Here is a 21,507-nt window from a genome sequence, read left to right as displayed (position 1 = left end):
GTCAGTGTGAGTCCTGAGACACTTGTGGGCAGCTGACCGAACATGCGATTCCTTGTAGTCTCCGGAGACCGCCCTTGACCTGCAAAGGCAGGCAGGGAGCAGACGAACCGGGAGTTTGACCATGCTTCGTACCATGTTCAAGTCCAAGATCCACCGCGCCACCGTCACCCAGGCCGACCTGCACTACGTGGGATCGGTGACCATCGACGCCGACCTGCTCGACGCCGCCGACCTGCTGCCCGGCGAGCTCGTGCACATCGTGGACATCACCAACGGCGCCCGGCTGGAGACCTACGTCATCGAGGGCGAGCGCGGGTCCGGCGTCGTCGGGATCAACGGGGCCGCCGCCCACCTCGTCCACCCCGGCGATCTGGTGATCATCATCAGCTACGCCCAGGTGACGGACGCCGAGGCCCGGGCACTCGCCCCGCGGGTCGTGCACGTGGACCGCGACAACAGGATCGTGGGCTTCGGCGCCGACCCGTCCGAGCCGGTACCGGGCTCGGACCAGCAGCGCAGCCCGCAGGCCGTCCGGGCCTGAACGACGTACAGAAGTACAGGGGACAGGAGCGTGTCCATATGAGGGACCTGGTGATCCGCGACGACCGTGCGGCGGGCCGGCTGGAGGCGCTGTCCGGCGGTGAAGTCGTCGGCCGCATCGAGTACTTCGTCCTCGACAGCCCCGAACGCGCGCTCGTGCCGGTGCACACGATCGTCGAACCGGCCCACGAGGGCCAGGGCATCGCGGGCGCGCTGGCACGAGAGCTCTACGGCATCGCCGCCCGCGAGCAGAGCGCCGTCGCTCCCCTCTGTCCCTACGTCGTCAAGTGGGCCGAACGCCACCCCGACGAGGCCCCACCGGCCGGCCAGACCCTGCTGACGGCGGCGAAGGACTGGCTGGCCGAACACCCCGGCCGTTTCTGACACCCGGATCTGTCTCCCGAGCCGGGACACGCGGTGTCCGGCCCCCTGCCTCCACCTGGCCCCTCCCCGTCCTGCGCGGGGGTGACTGGGGAAGGAGCCGACGGGTAGGCGGGGGAGTAGTCCAGAGCCGGAGTCGAGCGACTGGCTGGAGGACCTCATGACGAATCCGTATCCCGACCCCGTGCCACCGGGGCCGACACCGGGCCCCGAGCCACAGCCCCCGGAGCCGCACCCCGATCCGGTGCCGAATCCGCAGCCGCCGCCGGGCCCGGAGCCGACCCCGCCGCCCCCGGCCCCGACCCCGCCCCCGGGTCCGACCCCGCCGGCACCCCCGGGCCCGGTGCCGGGACCCGACCCGTCCCCGATCCCGCCGGGACCGGAACCCGTACCGAACCCCGAGCCGGGCCCGCCGCTGTCCTGACGGCGGCACGAAAACGGGGCCGGTGGACAGCTGTCGCAGCCGTCCACCGGCCCCGTACCGTCAGCGTCAGCGTCAGCGTCAGCGCCAGCGCGGAGCGCCTACGCGGAGACCTCCGACCGGTCCCCGCCCCACAGCGTGTGGAACGCCCCGTCCCGGTCAACCCTCCGGTAGGTGTGCGCACCGAAGTAGTCCCGCTGCCCCTGTGTCAGCGCCGCCGGCAGCCGCTCCGCGCGCAGGGCGTCGTAGTAGGCGAGCGCCGCGGCGAAACCGGGCGTCGGCACGCCCTGGCGGGTGGCCGCGACCAGCACCTCGCGCCAGTCGTCCTGGGCGTCCGCGATCTCCTGCGCGAACGTCGCGTCCGCCAGCAGGCTCGGCAGGTCGGGCCGGGTGTCGTAGGCGGAGCGGATCCGGTCCAGGAAGGCCGCGCGGATGATGCAGCCGCCCCGCCACAGCGCGGAGACCGCGCCGAGGTCGATGTCCCAGCCGTACTCGTCGCGGGCCGCGTCGATCTCGTGGAAGCCCTGCGTGTACGACACGATCTTCGACGCGTACAGCGCCTGCTCCACCCGGTCGGCGAAGGCCGCGGCCTCCGCCTCGCCCATCGGCTGCGCCTTCGGGCCGGCCAGGCCGCGCGAGGCCTCCCGCAGCTCCGCGTGCCCCGACAGCGAACGGGCGAAGACCGCCTCGGCGATGCCGGACACCGGCACACCCAGGTCGAGCGCGATCTGCACGGTCCAGCGGCCGGTGCCCTTCTGCTCGGCCTGGTCCACCACCACGTCCACGAACGGCTTGCCCGTCTCCGCGTCCACGTGCGAGAGCACCTCGGCCGTGATCTCGATCAGGTAGGAGTCCAGGCGGCCCTGGTTCCAGGTGCGGAAGATCTCCGCGATCTGGGCGGGGGAGTACCCGGCGACGTCGCGCAGCAGCTGGTACGCCTCGCCGATGAGCTGCATGTCCGCGTACTCGATGCCGTTGTGCACCATCTTCACGAAGTGCCCGGCGCCGTCCGGACCGACATGCGAGACGCACGGCGAACCGTCGGCCGCCTTCGCCGAGATCTTCTCCAGCATCGGGCCCAGCGAGTCGTACGACTCCTTCGGGCCGCCCGGCATGATGCTCGGCCCGTTGAGCGCGCCCTCCTCGCCGCCGGAGACCCCCATGCCGACGAAGTGGATGCCCTGCTCGCGCAGGTCGCGCTCCCGGCGCCGGGTGTCCGCGAAGTGCGCGTTGCCGCCGTCGATGATCATGTCGCCGGGCTCCAGCAGTGGCGCGAACTCCTGGATCACAGCGTCCGTCGGCTCACCGGCCTTCACCATCACGACCAGCCGCCGCGGCCGCTCCAGCGCGGCCACGAAGTCCTTCGCGGACTCGCACGCGATGAACTCTCCCTCACCGCCGAACTCGTCGACCAGGGCGCGCGTGCGCGCGGGGGTCCGGTTGTGCACCGCCACCGTGTAGCCGTTGCGGGCGAAGTTGCGGGCGAGGTTGCGGCCCATGACCGCGAGACCCGTGACGCCGATCTGCGCTGTACTGCTCATTCGGTTGGCTCCTAAAGACCTCGGTATTCGGTGCTGCGGTGCTGTCCACCAGCATGCCCCGTCGACCATCCTGACGTGCCGCTACTTCGTCCGCACGCGCGGGTCGTACGACGTCGCGCAGGCAGATACGCACAAGAGCCCCCGTCGCACTCAGCCGACGTACGCGTCCCCGCGCGCGCCGCACACGCGCACCGGGTGCCGTACGCGGTGCACCGCAGTGGCGCACGTCGCGCAACAGGGGCCTCATCCCGGCCATTTGGGCAACCGGGCGGCCGATAGCCGCCTTGTCCTGGCCGGTTCGCAGCGCTTACTTTTGCCCCTCCTGACGCATGTCTAGGGGGGCTCTCGATGGCCGTACGCGGCCGGCATCGCCGGTATCAGCCGAACAGGATCAACCGCGCCTCACTCACCGTCACGGCGGGCGGCGCGGGCATGGCGCTCCCGTTCATGGGCGCCGGAACCGCCCAGGCGGCGGACGTGGACACCTGGAACAAGGTCGCCGCCTGCGAGTCGAGCAACGACTGGAACATCAACACCGGCAACGGCTTCTACGGCGGGCTCCAGTTCACCCAGTCCACCTGGGAGGCGTACGGCGGCCGGGCCTACGCGGCGCGCGCGGACCTGGCCACCAAGAACCAGCAGATCGCCGTCGCCGAGAAGGTGCTCGACGGGCAGGGCCCGGGCGCCTGGCCGGTGTGCTCCTTACGGGCCGGACTGACCCGGGGCGGAGCCGAGCCCGACATCCGGCCGGCCTCCGAGAGCACGCGCAAGAGTGAGAAGGCAGACCGGAAGCAGAGGCCCAAGACCTCCATCGAGGACGTGCGACCGCAGTCCACGCCGCAGTCCCGGGCGGGCAGCGCCGAGATGTACACGGTGGTGCGGGGCGACACGCTCTCCGGCATAGCGCAGGAGCGGGAGGTGCGGGGCGGCTGGCGAGGCCTGTACGCCGCCAACCGCTCGGCCATAGGGGGCGACCCCGACCTGATCGTGCCCGGCCAGCGGCTCGCACTGCGCGGCGAGGGCGCCACGAAGACGCGTCCCGCGCCCGAGCGGGCCCCGTCGGCCGAGCCGTCGACGAAGAAGCCGTCGGCGAAGAAGCCGTCGGCGAAGAAACCGTCGTCGAAGGCCCCGGACCGCGCCGAGGAACGTGCCAAGGACCGGTCCGACGGCCAGAGCAAGGAGCGCGCCGCACGGTCCACGACGACCCGGCAGGGCCTGGTCGCCCCCGTCAGCGCCTCCCTGGGGACGCCCTACCGCAAGGCGGGCTCGTCCTGGTCGAAGGGCTACCACACCGGCGTCGACTTCCCCGTGCCCACGGGCACGTCCGTCAAGTCGGTCGCCTCGGGCAGCGTCGTCAGCGCGGGGTGGGGCGGTTCGTTCGGCTACCAGGTCGTGATCCGGCACGGCGACGGTCGCTACAGCCAGTACGCCCACCTGTCGGCGATCTCCGTGCGGGACGGGCAGACGGTGAGCGCGGGCCAGCGCATCGGCCGCTCCGGCTCCACGGGGAACAGCTCGGGCCCGCATCTGCACTTCGAGGTGCGGACGGGGCCCGGTTTCGGCTCGGACGTCGACCCCATCGCCTACCTGAGGGCCGGCGGCGTCAGGATCTGATGCGCCTGCGGTGCCGGTCCACGGTGGGCATCGCCACATACGGGATGCCGTAGAAGGCCGCGTAGGAGAGCGGGCGCTCCCCGCTCTCGTACGCGCCGTCCGGTCCGGCCTCGGCTTCACCGGCAACGGCACCGGCAACCGCAGGCACGGTCACCGGCACGTCCCCTGACGCACCTCGGCCGGCCCCGCCAGGATCACCGGCCCCGCCGCCCGTCGCCCTGGACGGCGCCGCCACGGCGACGGGCGGCTCACCCACGGTCTCGGGCAGCGACGCACCAACGGGCTCTGGAAACAGCGAGTCCACCGTCTCGGGAAGCAGCGATTCCACCGTCTCGGGAAGCAGCGAGTCCACCGACCCGGACAGCTCGCCTCCGCTTCCGGGCGGGCCGCCCACAGCCCCGGCCAAGGTGCCCACGCGCCCGGACCCGGCACTCACCGTCTCCGTCAAGGTGCCCACGCGCCCCGACTCGGCACCCACCGTCTCCGTCAAGGCGCCCACGCGCCCCGACTCGGCACCCACCGTCTCCAGCGGGCCCCGCACGCTCCCGGCCGGCTCCCCCGCGGGCCCGGGCAGCATCCCCGTCGCCCCGAGCGCCGTGTCCGCGGGAACCAGCCCCGTCCCGGCGACCTCCAGCCCGGCGACCTCCGGCCCGGCGGCTCCCGCACGTTCCGGCTGGGCGTGGGTGAGCCGTTCCGTCGTCAGCAGGATCAGGCCGCCCGCCGCCACCACGCCGCAGCTCAGGGCGAGCGCCGTGCCCGTCGTGCCGTAGCGGAAGGTTTCACCGAACATCGTGATGCCGACCGCGGCCGCCACCACCGGGTTCACCACCGTCAGCGTGGCCAGCGGCGCCGCGAGGCCGGCGCCCCGGTAGGAGGCCTGCGACAGCAGCATGCCGGCCGTGGCGAGGACGCCGATCACCGCGAGGGACGGCACGTCCGCCGCCGACACGCCGCCGGTCCAGTCGACCGCGACGGTCTTGGTGAACACCGAGGACATGCCGAACGCGATACCGGAGGCGGTCGCCAGCAGCGTGCTGCGGACCGCCGGGTGCCGGTGCGCGGCCCGGCCGGCGATCATCAGCGCCACGACCACACTCGCGGTGACCAGGGCCACGGCCACCCGCTCCGCCGTGTCGAGCGACTGCGCGTCGGACGCGGCGACCAGGGACAGCAGACCGGCGAGCCCCACCGTCGCCATGATCGCGCCCCGCCACGCCGTGGCACCCGCCTTGCGGCCGACGAACAGCGCCGCCATCGGCAGGGCCACCACGATGGTCAGTGCGCCGAGCGGCTGCACCAGACTGAGCGGACCGTACGCCAGCGCCACCACGTGCAGCAGACCACCGAGGCCGTTCAGCGCGACCGCCGCCCACCAGCCCGGCCGCCGCAGCGGCGCGTACTGCTCGCCCGGCGAGGACTCCGCCACCCGCTCCTGCACGATCGCCCCGCCCGCGTAGGCGAACGCGGACACCAGAGACAGCAGGACGGACAACGCGAGGGCGCTCATCGGCTGCTCCTCAGCGTCAGGCGGGGGCGCTCGGCCCGGCGCGGCGAAAGGTCGGCTTTCATGACCAACACCCTGCCGTGTCCGGGTCTTCCCGTCGTCGTCCCTGAGCACTCATTGGGTCCTACTGCCGATGGAGTACGAGGGGACCCCCATCATCCCCAGGGTGGGCGACCTTGGTCGGGGGGCACCGGGTCGCATCCCTTAGGGGTCTTGGTACTACTGCTCTCCGTGGACCTCGACCCCGGCCTTGCCGCGCTCCGCCCGCTCGGCGGCTACTTCGTACTGCGCACGGGAGAAGCGGCGGCGGGGCCTCTTCCCACTCTCGCACAGGCCTACGCCGCCGCGGCACCGGATGTGTACGGAAATCCCCTGATTTTCCGTGTCGGCAAAGTCGCGAACGCCCTGCGCGTCCCGGAGTTGCGCGTGGCGGCGTCGGTGGCCCACCTGGGACTCGCGGCCCGCCTCTGGTCCGTGGCGCTCGGCTGTGCCGCGCTCTACGGCCGGGTCCCCGACCTCGACCCGCGGCTGCTGCACTGGGACGCCGACGCCGCCGCCCCCGACGACCTGTGGCTGTCGGACGTACGACCGCTCCCCGGGGACGCGCCGGCCCTGGCAGACGCCGTCCTCCACGGCCACCTCGAACCCCTCTCGGCGGCCCTGCGCGCCCACCACCGCCTCGCCCCGGGCCTGCTGCGGGGCAACGCCGCCTCCGCCCTGGCGGGCGCCGCCCGGGAACTCGACCGCTGGGCCCGGCGGCACGGCCGTACGGACACCGCCGCCCGGGCCCGTTCCCTGGCCGCCGAACTCCTCGCGCACCCCCTGCTCGAAGGCGCCGGAACCCTCACCGGTACGGCCTTCCGGCGCCGCAGCTGCTGTCTGTACTACCGCGTGCCCGGCGGGGGCCTGTGTGGTGACTGTTGCTTCACACGGCCGCCTCGCTCTTCCCCACACGCCCCATCTGGGTGACCATGAAAGGGAACGGCCGCTGAGAGCAGGGAGTTGCGGGTGCGCGTCGGACTGCTGACCCGGGAGTACCCGCCGGATGTGTACGGCGGCGCAGGTGTCCATGTGGAGTTCCTCGCCCGGGAGCTCAGACCACTGGTCGACCTCGACGTGCACTGCTGGGGCGAGGGCCGCGCCGACGGCGTGCTGCGCCACCGCCCCTGGTCCACGCTCGACGGCGCCAACGACGCGTTGCGCACCTTCTCCGTCGACCTGGCCATGGCCGCCGCCCTGGAAGGCCGCGAGCTGGTCCACACCCATACTTGGTACGCCAACCTCGGTGGCCACCTCGCCAAGATGCTCTACGGCATCCCGCACGTGATGACCGCGCACTCCCTGGAGCCCCTGCGCCCCTGGAAGGCCGAGCAGCTCGGCGGCGGCTACGAGCTGTCGAGCTGGGCCGAGCGCACCGCCATCGAGGCCGCCGACGCGGTGATCGCCGTGTCGGGTGCCATGCGCGAGGACATCCTCGGCTGCTATCCGGCCCTGGACCCGGAGAAGGTCCACGTCATTCACAACGGCATCGACACGAGCCTGTACCGGCCCGACCACGGCACGGACGCCCTGGACCGGATCGGCCTCGACCGCTCCCGTCCGTACGTGCTGTTCGTCGGCCGCATCACCCGGCAGAAGGGCGTGCCCCACCTGCTGCGCGCGGTGCGCGACATCGACCCCGCCGCGCAGGTCGTGCTGTGCGCGGGCGCGCCGGACACGCCGGAGATCGACCAGGAGTTCCGCGAGCTGTTCGGGGAGCTGAGCCGGGTCCGCGACGGCGTCTTCTGGATCCCGAGGATGCTGCCGCGCCCGGAGGTGATCCAGCTCCTCACACACGCCGCCCTGTTCGTCTGCCCCTCGGTGTACGAGCCGCTCGGCATCGTGAACCTGGAGGCGATGGCCTGTGGCACGCCCGTGGTGGCCTCGGCGGTCGGCGGCATCCCCGAGGTCGTGGACGACGGCAGGACGGGCCTGCTCGTCCCGGCCGGCGACGGCTTCGAGGCGGGACTCGCCGGGGCCATGGACTCCGTACTGGGCGACCCGGAGGCCGCCCGGCGGATGGGCGAGGCCGGGCGGGAACGCGCGGTCGGCGAGTTCGGCTGGGACGCGGTGGCCCGCCGCACGGTCCGGCTCTACGAGGAGATCCTGAAACAGGCTTAGTACGAGCTGCTCAGGGGCAGGCATCGGGAAATCTGCGTGAGGGGAGCGGCCATGCGTCGTGGTGGTCCTTCGGTCCTGGGAATCGTGCTGGCGGGCGGAGAGGGCAAGCGTCTGATGCCCCTGACCGCGGACCGGGCGAAACCCGCGGTGACCTTCGGCGGTACGTACCGCCTGGTCGACTTCGTCCTGTCCAACCTGGTGAACGCCGACGTGCTGCGCATCTGCGTGCTGACGCAGTACAAGTCGCACTCGCTGGACCGGCACATCACCACCACCTGGCGGATGTCCAGCCTGCTCGGCAACTACGTCACACCCGTGCCCGCCCAGCAGCGCCTGGGCCCCCGCTGGTACCTGGGCAGCGCCGACGCGATCCTCCAGTCGCTGAACCTGATCTACGACGAGCGCCCCGAGTACGTGGCCGTCTTCGGCGCCGATCACGTCTACCGCATGGACCCCCGCCAGATGCTCACCCAGCACATCGACAGCGGAGCGGGCGTCACGGTGGCCGGGATCCGGGTGCCGCGCACCGAGTCCTCGGCGTTCGGCGTGATCACGCCGGGCTCGGACGGCCAGACGGTGGAGCGCTTCCTGGAGAAGCCGACGGACCCGCCCGGCCTGGCCGACGATCCCGAGATGGTCTTCGCCTCCATGGGCAACTACATCTTCACCACGAAGGCCCTCATCGAGGCGCTCCAGCGGGACGCGGAGGACGAGCACTCCGTGCACGACATGGGCGGCTCGATCCTGCCCCAGCTCACCGACCGGGGCGAGGCCGCGCTGTACGACTTCAGCGCCAACCACGTGCCCGGTGAGACCACCCGCGACCAGGGCTACTGGCGGGACGTCGGCACGCTGGACGCCTACTACGAGGCCCACATGGACCTGATCGCCGAGCGCCCGGCCTTCAACCTGTACAACCGCAGCTGGCCCATCTACACGCACTCGTACCAGCTCTCGCCGGCCCGCTTCAACGCCGGGGGCATCGCCAGCGAGTCCATCATCAGCGCCGGCTGCCTCATCCGCGGGCAGGTCACGCGGTCCGTGCTGTCGCCGGGTGTGGTGGTCGACCCGGGGGCCGTCGTGCAGGGGTCGGTGCTGCACGACAACGTGCACATCGGCCGGGGCGCGGTGGTGCGCGGCGCCGTGCTGGACAAGAACGTCGAGGTGCCGCCGGGCGCGACGATCGGCGTCAACCCGGAGCGCGACGCGGAGCTGTACACGGTGTCCAAGGGCGGCGTCATCGCCCTCGGGAAGGGGCAGCTCGTCACCTGACGAGGAGGGCCCGGGGGACTTTGTCCTGCCTCTGGACGAAGAACGGAATCCGTGATGTTGTCATGCCAACTCCTGTCCATGACAACGTTGTTATGGAGGTTCCGTGCGTACCGGACGCCTCAGAGCCCGACTCGCGTTACTCCTCGCCGCGCTCCTCGCCCTCACCGGCCTGACCGCGGCACCCGCCCTCGCGGACGACCCGGCCGAGATCCACGGCCTCAAGGGCGAGTACTACACGCACTCCGCCCCCGGCGCCTTCGACTTCCACACCCTCAAGGCGACGACCTTCGACCAGGACCTCGACTTCGACAACCTGGAGCCGCGCCTGACCTTCACCACCGGACAGTCCGACGACGTCAGCGTCCGCTGGACCGGCAGGATCGTCCCGGAGGAGACCGGCCCCCACACCTTCTCGATCATCGGCGACAACGGCTTCCGTCTCTGGATCGACGGGCAGCTCGCCATCGACCACTGGATCGACGACTGGGACCGCGAACAGACCGCGCAGCCCGTCGACCTGACCGCAGGCACGCCCTACGACATCAAGGTCGAGTACTTCGAGCACTACGGCGGCTCCAACCTGCACCTGCGCTGGACGCAGCCCGGCGGCGGCAAGGAACCCGTCCCGCAGTCGGCGTTCCGCCTCCCCGACGGCTTCGCCTACGACGGCGCCCTCGCGGCCACGGTCCAGTCCACCGGCCGCACCCTCAAGCTCGACTTCGCCCAGCCCCTCGCCGTACCCCAGCCGGGCTTCACCGACCACCTGCGCGCGGTGATCGGCGGCGCCGCATGGCCCCTGGGCGCGGCACGGCCGGACCCGTCCGATCCCACCTCGCTCCTGGTGACCCTCGACGAACCGGTCGTCGGCAACAAGACCGGCACGGCCCGCGGCAGCGCCGACGTCCGCTACGACGGGCAGGGCGGCCTCACCGACACCGACGGCAACGTTGTCAAGGAGTTCTGGAGCAGCGGTCCCAACCGCTCGACCTACCAGCTGCGCACCCGCTGGGCCGACGAGGTAGGACCCGGCAACGCCCTGCCCGAGTACCCGCGCCCGCAGCTGACCCGGGATGCCTGGCAGGGCCTCAACGGCCGCTGGCAGTTCGCCGCCGCCGAGCCGGGCGAGCAACCGCCCGTCGGCAGGACCCTGAAGGAGCGCATCCTCGTCCCGTACCCGGTGGAGTCCCAGCTCTCCGGCATCGAACGGCACGAGGACCGCATGTGGTACCGCCGCACCTTCACCGTCCCCTCCGACTGGCGGATCGGCTCCGGCCAGCGGCTCAAGCTCAACTTCGGCGCCGTCGACTGGCGCTCCGAGGTGTACGTCAACGGCACGAAGGTCGCCGAGCACGAGGGCGGCTACGACAAGTTCAGCGCCGACATCACCGACGCGCTCAAGCCCGGCCGCACCCAGGAGCTGATCGTCTACGACCCGACCGACGCCGCCTCCGGGGAGAACCCGCCGCTCGGCAAGCAGCGCCTGGACCCCAGCGGCATCTGGTACACCCCGTCCTCCGGCATCTGGCAGACGGTCTGGATGGAGCCGGTGGCCCGCGACCACGTGGACTCCCTGAAGCTCATCCCCGACGTGGCCGGCGAGAAGGTCACCGTGGAGGCCCGGGGCGTGCGGGACGGCGTACCGATCACGGCGACGGCGTACGACGGCCGGCGCGAGGTGGCCACCGCGAGCGGCCGCACCGGCAGCCCGCTGACCCTGACCGTCCGCGACCCGCACCTGTGGTCGCCCGACGACCCGTTCCTCTACGGCCTGAAGGTGAAGGTCGGCGCCGACCGGGTCGGCAGCTACTTCGGGATGCGCTCCATCGCCGTCGAGAAGGTGAACGGCGTCCCGCGCACCGTCCTCAACGGCGAGCCCGTCTTCATGATGGCCACCCTCGACCAGGGCTTCTGGCCGGACGGCCTGCACACCGCGCCCACCGACGAGGCCCTCGCCTACGACCTCAAGGCGCACAAGCGGCTCGGCTTCAACTCCGTCCGCAAGCACATCAAGGTCGAGCCGGACCGCTGGTTCTACTGGGCCGACCGGCTCGGGCTGCTGGTGTGGCAGGACATGCCCGCGATGACGGCCGGGGTGAACCCGAGCGCCACCTCCCGCGCCCGCTACGAGCGCGAGCTGAAGGAGATGATCGACGAGCACGCCAGCAGCCCGTCGGTCGTCATGTGGGTGACCTTCAACGAGGGCTGGGGCCAGTACGACGTGGGCCGGATAGCCGAGCAGGCCAAGGCGTGGGACCCCACCCGGCTCGTCAACGGCCAGTCCGGGCTGAACCTAGGAGCCGACGGCGGCACCGGCGACATCATGGACGAGCACGGCTACCCGAGTCCGGCCCTGCCGCCCCGGCCCGACGGCGAGCGCGCCCTGGTCAGCGGCGAGTACGGCGGCCTGGGCCTCGCGGTGCCCGGCCACGCCTGGTCGGTCCAGCAGTCGTACGTCGACGTCGACCCGGCCACCTACACGGACGACTACCTGGCGAAGCTGGACGAGGTCCGCGCGCTGGTCTGCCGGGGCGGTAACGGGGCCGTGTACACCCAGATCGCGGACGTCGAGGGCGAGCTGAACGGCTTCCTCACGTACGACCGGGCCGTGCTGAAACCGGACACGGCCCGGCTGAAGGCAGCCCACCGGGCGCTGATCCATGACGCCTCCCGGGTGACTCCTGCGGGGTGCCCGGCGCCGCAACCTGTGCTGGACTGACCTCACATGCACCATAAGTCCCGCCCCTCTCACCGGGGCGGGACTTAATCTGCTGTTAACTGTACGTAGCGTGATCGTACTTGACCGTAATCGGCTGGGAGCGATTGACTGCTGGCCCACCCGTCGTCGACGCGAGGCAAGCCCTTGACTGCTGACCTGCTCGCTCCTCTCGACCTGGCGTTCTGGAACATCGAGTCCGCGGACCACCCGATGCACCTCGGCGCGCTCGGGATCTTCTCGGCCCACTCGCCCGCCGCCGGCGCCCACGCGGCCGACCTGCTCGCGGCCCGGGCCGCCGGCGTGCCCGGACTGCGGATGAGGATCCGCGACGTGTGGCAGCCGCTGCCCTCCGCGCTGCGCCGGCCCCTGGCCTTCGGCGGCGCGGCCCGCGAACCCGACCCGGACTTCGACCCCCTCAACCATGTGCGACTGCACGCCCCGACCGCCGACTTCCACACCGTCGCGGGCCGGCTCATGGGACGTCCGCTGAGGCGGGGCCGGCCGCCGTGGGAGGCCCATGTGCTGCCCGGCGAGGACGGGGTCTCCTTCGCGGTGCTGTTCAAGTTCCACCACGCCCTGGCCGACGGGCTGCGGGCGCTGACCCTCGCCGCGGGTGTCATGGACCCGATGGACATGCCCGCGCCCCGGCCCCGCCCCGCCGAGCCCCCGCGCGGCCTGCTGCCGGACGTGCGCGACCTGCCCGGGATGGTGCGCGGCGCCCTGTCCGACGTGGGCCGGGCCCTGGACATCGGCGCCTCCGTCGCCCGCTCCTCCCTCGACGTGCGCTCCACCCCCGCCCTCACCTGCGAGCCGAGCGGCACCCGCCGCACCGCCGGAGTGCTGCTCGACATCGACGACGTGCACCGCGTCCGCAAGACCGTCGGCGGCACCGTCAACGACGTCCTGATCGCGGTCGTCGCGGGCGCGCTGCGCCGCTGGCTGGACGAGCGTGGCGACGGCAGCGAGCACGTCGCGCCCCGCGCCCTGATCCCCGTCTCCAAGCGCCGCCCGCGCACCGCGTACCCACAGGGCAACCGGCTCTCCGGTTACCTGATACGGCTTCCGGTGGACGACCCGGACCCGCTGGCCCGCCTCGCCTCGGTCCGCACCGCCATGGACCGCAACAAGGACGCCGGCCCCAACCGGGGCGCGGGCGCCGTCGCCCTGCTCGCCGACCACGTCCCGGCCCTGGCCCACCGGCTGGGCGGGCCCCTGGTCGGCCAGGCGGCCCGGCTCTGGTTCGACATCCTGGTCACCAGCGTGCCCCTGCCCAGCCTCGGCCTGAAGCTCGGCGGCAACCCGCTCACCGCCGTCTTCCCGTTCGCCCCGCTGGCCCCCGGCCACTCCCTGGCGGTGGCGGTCTCCACGTACCGGGGGAGCGTCCACTACGGGCTCGTCGCCGACGGCCATGCCGTGCCGGACCTCGACCGGCTCGCGGCGGCCGTCACGGAGGAGGTGCGCACGCTGATCGCCGCCTGCCGGTCCTGAATCGGGTGGGTTTGGCGGTGTGGCCCGCCGCTCGCGTAAAATTCGCCCTTCGAAAGCGGGCGCGACCGGCGCGCCACCACAGCAGAGCAGGGAACGACAGCGGCGATGACGGTGACAGAGGACGGCCCGCAGGCCATGGACGAGGCGAGCGGGCTCTCGTACGGACCCGGCATCGACCCGGAGCGGCTGGCCGTCTGCCTCAGCGTGCTCGAGGAACTCGACAAGCTGGAGATCGACCACCCGGACGCCGTCGCCGTGCGCCGGGCCACCGCGGGCGTCTACCGCACGGTCAAGCAGCGCCGCCGCCAGGAGCGCCGGGCCGCCAAGACCGCCCACGACAAGGCGGTCACGGAGGCCACGGCGACCGGCTCCGCCCAGCGCATCGACGACGAGACCGAGGGCCTGCTGCCCTCCTCGCGCACGGAGGAAGGCAGGATCGCGGGGATACTCCAGCGCCCGCGCTCCTGCTACACCTGTAAGACCCGCTATGTGGAAGTCGACTACTTCTACCACCAGCTCTGTCCGGACTGCGCCCGCGTGAACCGCGAGAAGCGCGACGTCCGGGCCGACCTCAGCGGCAAGCGCGCCCTGCTCACCGGCGGCCGCGCCAAGATCGGCATGTACATCGCGCTCCGGCTGCTGCGCGACGGCGCGCACACCACGATCACCACGCGCTTCCCGAAGGACGCCATCCGCCGCTTCAAGGCGATGGACGACTCCGCGGACTGGATGCACCGCCTGGAGGTCGTCGGCATCGACCTGCGCGACCCGGCCCAGGCCGTGGCCCTCGCGGAGCAGGTCGCCGAGGCGGGCCCGCTCGACATCCTCGTCAACAACGCGACCCAGACCGTCCGCCGCCTGCCCTCCGCCTACGCGGCGCTGGTCGAGGGCGAGAGCGCCCCGCTGCCCGCCGGCGAGCTGCCCGCCCACCACGTCATCGGCGCGTTCAACTCCGGCGCGGTCGACGGCCTGGCCGCGCTGCCCCTCGGTACCAGCGGCCTCGACGCCCAGCAGGTCGCCGATCTCGCCCTGGTCGCGGGCAACGCCAGCGTCGAGCGGCACCTCGACGGCACGGCGATCGACGCGGGCGGGCTGGTGCCCGACGTCGTCGACTCCAACACCTGGGTGCAGACGATCGAGCAGATCTCCCCGGTGGAGCTGCTGGAGACCCAGCTGTGCAACTACACGGCGCCGTTCATCCTGATCAGCCGGCTCCGTCCGGTGATGGCCGAGGCCGCGAAGAAGGCGGCGAGCGGACGCGCGTACGTCGTGAACGTCTCGGCGATGGAGGGCGTGTTCGGCCGCGGCTACAAGGGCGCGGGGCACCCGAACACGAACGCCGCGAAGGCCGCGATGAACATGGTGACGCGGACCAGCGCGCAGGAGATGTTCCAGACCGACGGGATCCTGATGACCTCGGTCGACACGGGGTGGATCACGGACGAGCGGCCTCACTACGACAAGCTGCGGCTGGCCGAGGCGGGGTTCCACGCGCCGCTCGATCTGGTCGACGGTGCGGCCCGGGTCTACGACCCGATCGTGCGGGGTGAGGCCGGGGAGGATCTGTACGGGGTCTTCCTGAAGGACTACGCGCCGGGGAAGTGGTAGGGGCTGCGGCTGTGGGCTGAGGGGGGCGGCAGTCCTGATCGGTGGAACGATGAGTTCTTGCGGGCTGCCGGGTCAGTACGGACATGACTGCAACGAACACGCCGCCTGTCGTCTCCCGTCGGGAGTGGCTGGCCGCGATCGACACCCTGCGCACCCGGGAGAAGGCGCACACCCGGGAGGGCGACGCCATCGCCGCCGCCCGGCGCCGCCTGCCCATGACCGAGGTGGACCCCTCGACCCCGCTCGTCGGAGCCAAGGGGCCCGTCCCCTTGACCGACGTCTTCGAGGGCCGCACCCAGCTGTTCGTGTCGTATCACATGTGGCATGACGGCCGCCCCGCCGCCGAGCAGTGTGAGGGGTGCACCTTCTTCACCGGCCAGGTCCGTGAACTGTCCTATCTGCACCAGCGGGACGTCACTTTCGCCGTCTTCTGCCAGGGGCCCTACGAGGAGTCGGACCGCTACCGCCGGTTCATGGGCTGGGAGCTGCCCTGGTACTCCGTACCCGCCGAGTCTCACGAACGGCTCGTCGCCGGTCGCCACTTCGGGATGAAGGCGTGCTACCTCCGGGACGGGGACCGTGTCTACGAGACGTACTGGACCACCGGCCGCGGCGTCGAACCCATGGCGCCGTCGTACGGCATCCTGGACATGACCGTCTACGGGCGGCAGGAGACCTGGGAGGACTGCCCGCCGGGCCGGCCGCAGCCCTACGAGACCCGCGGTCAGCAGTTCCGCGAGGACGGGCGGCCGACCGCGCAATGGGCACGGATCGCCGCCGGGCACGACGACGGCCTCACCGACGGACAGTCCGGCCCGGGCAGCTCGGGCTGCTGCTCCTGAAGCCGGACCGCGACCGCCCGTCGGCGGGCGGTCGCGGTCTGCGCAACCGTCTGGAAACCGCCGGTGCGGACGTACACCGTTCGGGTGATCCGTAAAAGCGTCCTTCCGCGGGCAAATCGGAGCGTAAACCCGAGCTGAACACGGGATGACGCGCGATCGTTACCGCTTGTTTTCAGCCCCATCGAGCGGGGGGCCGCTCATTTGGTTAGTCTGAGGCGGACGGGCAGCAGGACGGGACCCACACCCACGGTCCGTCATGGGACAAGCCGGTACACCACGGCCTGCGCTCCCGCGAGTTACCGGCGCCACCGCGTCCGAACTGCATTTGGCATCAGACCCGAGCGGGCGTCAGGCGCAGAGCAGGACGGCGCACACGTCCCGAGGGTGACCGACACATAAGGAGTGCGCGGTGACACCGGAGAAGACGAATCGCGAGCAACGCCCCAAGGAACGCACCGAGCGCAAGGGCCGCCGGTCCGACGAGCTCGGCAGCCTCGACGTGTGGGCCCGCTCGGCCCCCATCCGCCTCGCGGGCTACGAGGAGGACCTCGCCGAGCCCCACATCCTGCCCAGCGTCGACTGAGCGGGCGCGGCCCCTCCACGTTCTCCGGGCGCATGGGCGTGCCAGACTCACGCCCATGCTGATCAGGGAAGCGACGGCTGACGACTGGCCGTGCATCTGGCCGTTCTGGCACCGCATCGTCGCCGCGGGCGAGACCTACGCATGGGACCCGGGAACCTCCGAGGAGGAGGCCCGGGTCCTGTGGATGAATCCGGCGAAAACCGTCTACGTCGTCGAGGACGACAGCGGCAGTGTCGTCGCCTCCGCTTACCTCACCCCGAACTACGGTGGCCCCGCCGCCCGCATCGCCAACGCCGGCTTCATGGTCGACCCGGACCAGGGCGGCCGGGGCTACGGCCGTGCCCTCGCCGAACACCTCCTGACCGAGGCCGGGGCCGCCGGCTACCGGGGCATGGTGTTCAACGCCGTCGTCGAGACCAACCCGGCCGTGAAGCTGTGGACCTCCCTCGGCTTCACGATCCTCGGTACGGTGCCCGACGCGTTCGAACACCCCCGGCACGGCCTGGTGGGGCTGCACATCATGTACCGGGCGCTCTAAAGCATCAGGACATCGGAGGGTTCCATGGCCGGGTTTCGGGTGAGGCCCCTGGACGCGGGCAGCTGGCCGGACTTCGCCGGTCTGGTCGAGCGGCACAACGGCGTGTGGGGCGGCTGCTGGTGCATGGCCTTCCACCCCGAGGGCCTGAGCCGCACCAAGGATCCCGAAGAGAACCGCGCCCGGAAGGAGAGCCGGGTCCGCGAGGGCGGCGCGCACGCCGCCCTCGTCTACGACGGCCGGGTCTGCGTCGGCTGGTGCCAGTTCGGGCCGGCGCCCGAACTGCCCCGCATCAAGCACCGGCGGGCCTACGAGAAGGACCTCGGCGCCCTTCCGGACTGGCGGATCACCTGCTTCTTCGTCGATCGCGCCCACCGCCGCCAGGGCGTGGCCGCCGCAGCCCTCGACGGAGCCCTCCAGGAGATCGCACGCCTCGGCGGCGGAACCGTGGAGGGCTACCCCGAGGACGCCGAGGGCCGGTCGGTCTCCGCGTCGTTCCTCTACACCGGCACGGTGACCCTGTTCGAGAGCCACGGCTTCGAGCGGAACCGGCGCCTCGGCAAGCACCACTGGGTGGTCGGCAGGACGGTCCCCCGGGCGGAGGTCAGGGACGGACGTACGGCCGCGTCATGATCTCCATGTTGTGGCCGTCCGGGTCGTCGAAGTAGGCGCCCCGGCCGCCGAAGAGGTCGTTGACCCTGCCCGGCTCGGTGTGGCTCGGGTCGGCGTAGTAGGTGACCCCCAGCGCCTCCAGCCGGGCGATCATGGTGTCGAACTGCTCCTCGGGCACGAGGAACGCGTAGTGCTGCCCCTGGATCGGCTCGTCGGACTTCTCGTAGTAGTCGAGGGTCACGCCGTTGCCCAGGTCGACGGGCAGGAACGGCCCGAAGGGGGCGCCCACCTCCAAGCCCAGGACCGCCGCCAGGAACTCCGCCGACAGCCGGCGGTCCGAGGCGTAGACGGCGGTGTGGTCGAGGCGGGCGACAGTGGCCGGCGGTTCGGGTGCGTGCGGTGCGTGGGACATGAGTGTGAAACGTCTCCGGTTCTCGGGTCCTTGATGAAACGCCGCAGTGGCGCAAGGGGGATGAGGAAACACGGAGACGGGAGGCGGGGCTCGTACCCTCTCCGGCTCTCGGCGGGGCCCGCGCGGGGTCGCCCCCGCCGCGCTCACGCCGAGGCCGGGCGCCTCACTCGTGCATGGCCTACGGCCGACCCGGCAGTCACCCGGCCGACTCTAGTTCATCGGCGCCGTACGCCGCCACGGATTGCGTTCCTGCAACTGCTCGGCCACTTCCAGGAGTTGGTACTCCGTGCCGGGGCGTCCCACCAGCTGTACGGCACAGGGGGCGCCGGAGGGGAGGGTTCCGCAGGGGACCGACATCGCGGGCCAGCCGGTCAGGTTCCACGGGGGCGTCAGGGGCGAGTAGTTCGTGTTCGCCAGGACATTGCTCAGCCAGCCCCGCTCGTGCCAGGGCCCGGCCTTCGGGGAGCGGCGGGCGAGCGCGGGCGTGAGCAGCACGTCGTGGTCGGCGAAGAACGGCTCCAGTCGCCGGCGCAGCTGCTCCCGGGCAGCCCCGGAGCGCGCCCTGTCCAGGAAGAGCCGGCCGAGTCCGGCGTGGACCCGGGTACGCCGGGTCAGCAGATGTGCGTCGAGGTGCCGGGCGTCCGCGGCGGTGCCCGCCGTCCAGTGGACGAGTGAGGTCACGGCGAGCGACATCGGGTAGGGCGGGTCGGCGCGCCGGACCTGGTGACCCGCCTTCATCAGCACCCCGGCCGCCTCCCGCGCGGCCGCCGTGTACGGCCGGCTGACGGTGACGCCGGCCAGCGGACTGCGCAGCGACACGGCGACCCTCAGGGGGCCGGCCTCGGAGCGGAGGGCGGGCTCGTCGCCGGCGAGCACCGAGAGCATCAGGCGGGCGTCCTCGACGGTCGTGGCGAGCGGTCCGTTCTCCGACATACCGAACCAGTCGCTGTCCCCGGCACCCGTCGGGACCACTCCGTGTCCCGGCTTGATGGTGACGAGGCCGCAGTTGGCGGCCGGTATGCGCAGGGAACCCATGCCGTCGTTGCCGAGCGCGATCGGCACCATCCCGGCGGCGACCGCGGCGGCGCTGCCGCCCGACGAACCGCCCGCCGAGCGCGTCGGGTCCCAGGGGTTGCGGGCGGTGCCCAGCACACCGTCCGTCGTGCCGAAGACACACAGCTCGGGCACGTTCGTCAGCCCCACGACCACCGCGCCCGCCGCCCGCAGTCTGGCCACCGTCACATGGTCCCGGTCGGCCGGGGTGTCCGGTGTCGCGGCCGAGCCGACGCGGGTGGACTCGCCGCGCACGGCGAGGTTGTCCTTGACGGCCACGGGCACACCGGCCAGGGGCAGACGGTCGAAGTAGCCGCGTGCGGCCACCTCGTCGGCCTCGGCGAGCGCCGCCTCGGCGCGCACGGCGCGGAAAGCCCCGACACGGCCGTCGAGCCGCTCGATCCGCGCGAGGTGCTCGGCGGCCACCTCGCGCGGGGTGACCCGCTTCTCGCGTACGGCGGCGGATATCTCGGCGGCGGTGCGGCCGGCCCAGCTGGTCACGGAGGCTCCTCGGCATGGAAGGGACGGGCTTACTGGCGAGTACGTAGGGAGAACTGTGCACCGGCCGGAGGCGCACGTCGAGGCCCTCAGCGCAGGTGGCGTGCGAAGAAGGCCTCGGTGAGGTCCATCGAGGCCGGCCACCTCGGCCCGAAGGTGTGTCCCTCACCGGCGTGGGTGCGCAGTTCCACGTCCTTGCCCGCCTTCTCGAACGCGGCGGCGACCTGCTGTGACCAGCGGGGAGGGCAGGTGTCGTCCGCCGTGCCGTGCTGGATCAGCAGCGGTTCGGTGACACGGTCGACGTACGTCAGGGGCGACACGGCGCGCCAGAACGCCGGGTTCTTCTCGGGTGTGCCGTGCCTCTCCTCGATCTGGGCCACGACGGGATCGCCGTCGGGCCGCTGGAAGTGGTCGATGTTCTCCTCCGGTCGGGCGCTCACCGGCGCGTACGCCACCGCGGCGTCGAACAGGCCGGGCGCCACGACCAGCGTGTTGTACACGACCCCGCCGCCCATCGACCGGCCGAACAGGCCGATCCGGTCGCCGTCGATCTCCGGGCGCCCGGAGTCCCGCAGAGCCAGGGCCGCGCCGATGACGTCCTCGGTGTAGCCGAGGCGGAGGTCGACGTCGTTGTCCGGGTCGTCGTCGGAGCGGGCGTGGTTGCGGTAGTCGGTGTGCAGGACGACGTAGCCGCCGCGGGCCAGGCGGTCCTGCTCCCGGGGCATGCCCTGGCCGCTGACGTAGACGTCCGGGGCGATGTACCCGTGCGCCAGCACGAGCGCCGGGAACGGGCCCTTGCCCTCCGGGATGTTCATGATCCCGGAGACGGTCAGACCGTTCGCCTCGTAGGTCACCGCGTACCGCGTGTAGGCCGGGGTCCGGTCGAGCACGTTCCCGAGCCGCAGCCCGGATCCGGTGTGCTCGCGCCGCATCAGCGCGGGGAGGGAGACGGGGTCGGCCGGGGCGGGGGAGGGCGTGGTGCGGGGGCGCTCGCTCGTGGCCCGGGTGGACGTCGGAGAGACCTCGGGCGCGCTTTCGACCCCGCCGCCGGTACAGCCGATCGCGACGGCCGCCAGCAGTCCGGCGGTGACCCAGGCCGTGCCCCGCAGCCGCATACGGCCCATTCTCGCCCTGCGGGAGACGCACGTCACATTCCGCGATGTCACATCGGGCCGGGCCGCCGACTCATAAGGGCGTAAGCATCGACAACGACACAGGAGTTCACCATGAACGCGCGTCTGGACGTCTTCGCCATCCCGAGCGCCGGCAAGGTCATGAAGCAGTTCATGTCCCTGGGGCGGCTGGTCGTGGAGTCTCCGCTGCCGGCCGCCACCCGGGAGCTGGTCTCGCTCCGGGTGAGCCAGATCAACGGCTGCGCGGTCTGCATCGACATGCACACCAAGGAGGCCGCGGCGGCGGGTGAGACCTCCGTGCGCATCAACCTGGTCGCCGCGTGGCGGGAGGCCACGGTCTACACCGACGCCGAGCGGGCCGCGCTCGAGCTGGCCGAGCAGGCGACCCGGATCGCGGACGGCGCCGGCGGGGTGCCGGACGAGGTGTGGGAACGGGCCGCCAAGCACTACGACGAGGAGCAGCTCGTCGCGCTGGTGACCCTGATCGCCTTCATGAACACGGCGAACCGGCTGAACGTCGTCCTCCAGCAGCCGGCGGGCGACTACCAGCCCGGTCAGTTCAAGTAGCGGCGCCACCTCGGGCCCTGGGGACTG

General features: G+C 72.0%; 19 protein-coding genes. 14 read left to right on the top strand and 5 right to left on the bottom strand.

Going from position 1 to position 21,507, the window contains the following annotated elements; translation table 11 throughout:
- Window positions 1-121 precede the first annotated feature (121 nt).
- Both panD and MQE23_RS06250 read left to right on the top strand, forming a co-directional pair.
- Window positions 122-541 (top strand): aspartate 1-decarboxylase, encoded by a 420-nt coding sequence (gene panD, locus MQE23_RS06255; protein WP_037666997.1) that lies wholly within the window; start codon window positions 122-124, stop codon window positions 539-541.
- Window positions 542-579: 38 nt separating this feature from the next.
- Complete coding sequence (locus MQE23_RS06250) at window positions 580-924, top strand: GNAT family N-acetyltransferase (protein WP_020270080.1); 345 nt, start codon at window positions 580-582, stop codon at window positions 922-924.
- A 519-nt stretch (window positions 925-1,443) separates the two neighbouring features.
- On the opposite strand, the gene gndA is transcribed toward MQE23_RS06250, so the two are convergent.
- Window positions 1,444-2,883 carry an NADP-dependent phosphogluconate dehydrogenase gene (gene gndA / locus MQE23_RS06245; RefSeq protein WP_020270078.1) on the bottom strand — a complete coding sequence of 480 codons (1,440 nt, stop codon included), beginning with the start codon at window positions 2,881-2,883 and terminating at the stop codon, window positions 1,444-1,446.
- Window positions 2,884-3,231: 348 nt separating this feature from the next.
- Between gndA and MQE23_RS06240 the strand changes: the two genes are divergently transcribed.
- The gene (locus tag MQE23_RS06240; protein WP_243378494.1) at window positions 3,232-4,497 is read left to right on the top strand and encodes a transglycosylase family protein; all 1,266 of its coding nucleotides are present in this window, start codon (window positions 3,232-3,234) and stop codon (window positions 4,495-4,497) included.
- On the opposite strand, the gene MQE23_RS06235 is transcribed toward MQE23_RS06240, so the two are convergent.
- Window positions 4,487-6,004, bottom strand: a complete 1,518-nt coding sequence (locus MQE23_RS06235) for a DMT family transporter (RefSeq protein WP_243378493.1) — start codon at window positions 6,002-6,004, stop codon at window positions 4,487-4,489. The two genes, MQE23_RS06240 and MQE23_RS06235, sit on opposite strands and share 11 nt — an antisense overlap.
- A gap of 228 nt (window positions 6,005-6,232) precedes the next feature.
- Here MQE23_RS06235 and MQE23_RS06230 point away from each other — a divergent pair, with 228 nt between their 5' ends.
- From MQE23_RS06230 to MQE23_RS06185, 10 genes are all read left to right on the top strand, one after another.
- Complete coding sequence (locus tag MQE23_RS06230) at window positions 6,233-6,970, top strand: (2Fe-2S)-binding protein (RefSeq protein WP_243378492.1); 738 nt, start codon at window positions 6,233-6,235, stop codon at window positions 6,968-6,970.
- Between the two features lie 39 nt (window positions 6,971-7,009).
- Complete coding sequence (gene glgA / locus MQE23_RS06225) at window positions 7,010-8,161, top strand: glycogen synthase (protein ID WP_243378491.1); 1,152 nt, start codon at window positions 7,010-7,012, stop codon at window positions 8,159-8,161.
- A gap of 51 nt (window positions 8,162-8,212) precedes the next feature.
- Entirely contained in the window at window positions 8,213-9,433 is a 1,221-nt protein-coding gene (gene glgC, locus MQE23_RS06220) for a glucose-1-phosphate adenylyltransferase (protein WP_243378490.1), read from the top strand.
- Between the two features lie 103 nt (window positions 9,434-9,536).
- Window positions 9,537-12,149, top strand: coding sequence for a PA14 domain-containing protein (locus tag MQE23_RS06215; RefSeq protein ID WP_243378489.1), 2,613 nt, complete (start codon window positions 9,537-9,539; stop codon window positions 12,147-12,149).
- 144 nt (window positions 12,150-12,293) lie between these two features.
- Window positions 12,294-13,637, top strand: a complete 1,344-nt coding sequence (locus tag MQE23_RS06210; RefSeq protein ID WP_243378488.1) for a wax ester/triacylglycerol synthase family O-acyltransferase — start codon at window positions 12,294-12,296, stop codon at window positions 13,635-13,637.
- Between the two features lie 105 nt (window positions 13,638-13,742).
- Entirely contained in the window at window positions 13,743-15,245 is a 1,503-nt protein-coding gene (locus MQE23_RS06205) for an SDR family NAD(P)-dependent oxidoreductase (protein ID WP_020275803.1), read from the top strand.
- Window positions 15,246-15,328: 83 nt separating this feature from the next.
- A complete protein-coding gene (locus MQE23_RS06200) occupies window positions 15,329-16,087 on the top strand; it encodes a DUF899 family protein (protein WP_020275804.1) in 759 nt (252 codons plus the stop codon).
- 409 nt (window positions 16,088-16,496) lie between these two features.
- Complete coding sequence (locus tag MQE23_RS06195; protein WP_010037330.1) at window positions 16,497-16,670, top strand: hypothetical protein; 174 nt, start codon at window positions 16,497-16,499, stop codon at window positions 16,668-16,670.
- Between the two features lie 55 nt (window positions 16,671-16,725).
- Window positions 16,726-17,208 (top strand): GNAT family N-acetyltransferase, encoded by a 483-nt coding sequence (locus MQE23_RS06190; RefSeq protein ID WP_020275805.1) that lies wholly within the window; start codon window positions 16,726-16,728, stop codon window positions 17,206-17,208.
- A 24-nt stretch (window positions 17,209-17,232) separates the two neighbouring features.
- Window positions 17,233-17,838, top strand: a complete 606-nt coding sequence (locus tag MQE23_RS06185) for a GNAT family N-acetyltransferase (protein ID WP_243378487.1) — start codon at window positions 17,233-17,235, stop codon at window positions 17,836-17,838.
- Here the strand turns inward: MQE23_RS06185 and MQE23_RS06180 are convergent.
- The 3 genes from MQE23_RS06180 to MQE23_RS06170 form a co-directional block, all read right to left on the bottom strand.
- Entirely contained in the window at window positions 17,810-18,229 is a 420-nt protein-coding gene (locus tag MQE23_RS06180) for a VOC family protein (protein WP_243378486.1), read from the bottom strand. The genes MQE23_RS06185 and MQE23_RS06180 overlap by 29 nt on opposite strands.
- A 210-nt stretch (window positions 18,230-18,439) precedes the next feature.
- Window positions 18,440-19,783 carry an amidase family protein gene (locus MQE23_RS06175; protein ID WP_243378485.1) on the bottom strand — a complete coding sequence of 448 codons (1,344 nt, stop codon included), beginning with the start codon at window positions 19,781-19,783 and terminating at the stop codon, window positions 18,440-18,442.
- An 86-nt stretch (window positions 19,784-19,869) separates the two neighbouring features.
- The gene (locus MQE23_RS06170; RefSeq protein WP_243378484.1) at window positions 19,870-20,895 is read right to left on the bottom strand and encodes an alpha/beta fold hydrolase; all 1,026 of its coding nucleotides are present in this window, start codon (window positions 20,893-20,895) and stop codon (window positions 19,870-19,872) included.
- Window positions 20,896-21,006: 111 nt separating this feature from the next.
- Between MQE23_RS06170 and MQE23_RS06165 the strand changes: the two genes are divergently transcribed.
- A complete protein-coding gene (locus MQE23_RS06165; protein ID WP_243378483.1) occupies window positions 21,007-21,480 on the top strand; it encodes a carboxymuconolactone decarboxylase family protein in 474 nt (157 codons plus the stop codon).
- Window positions 21,481-21,507 lie beyond the last annotated feature (27 nt).

The sequence above is a fragment of the Streptomyces sp. HP-A2021 genome (genome assembly GCF_022807935.1).
Lineage (GTDB): Bacteria > Actinomycetota > Actinomycetes > Streptomycetales > Streptomycetaceae > Streptomyces > Streptomyces afghaniensis.
Note: the sequence above shows the minus strand (reverse complement) of the source record. Positions and strands in the feature narration are given on the sequence as shown.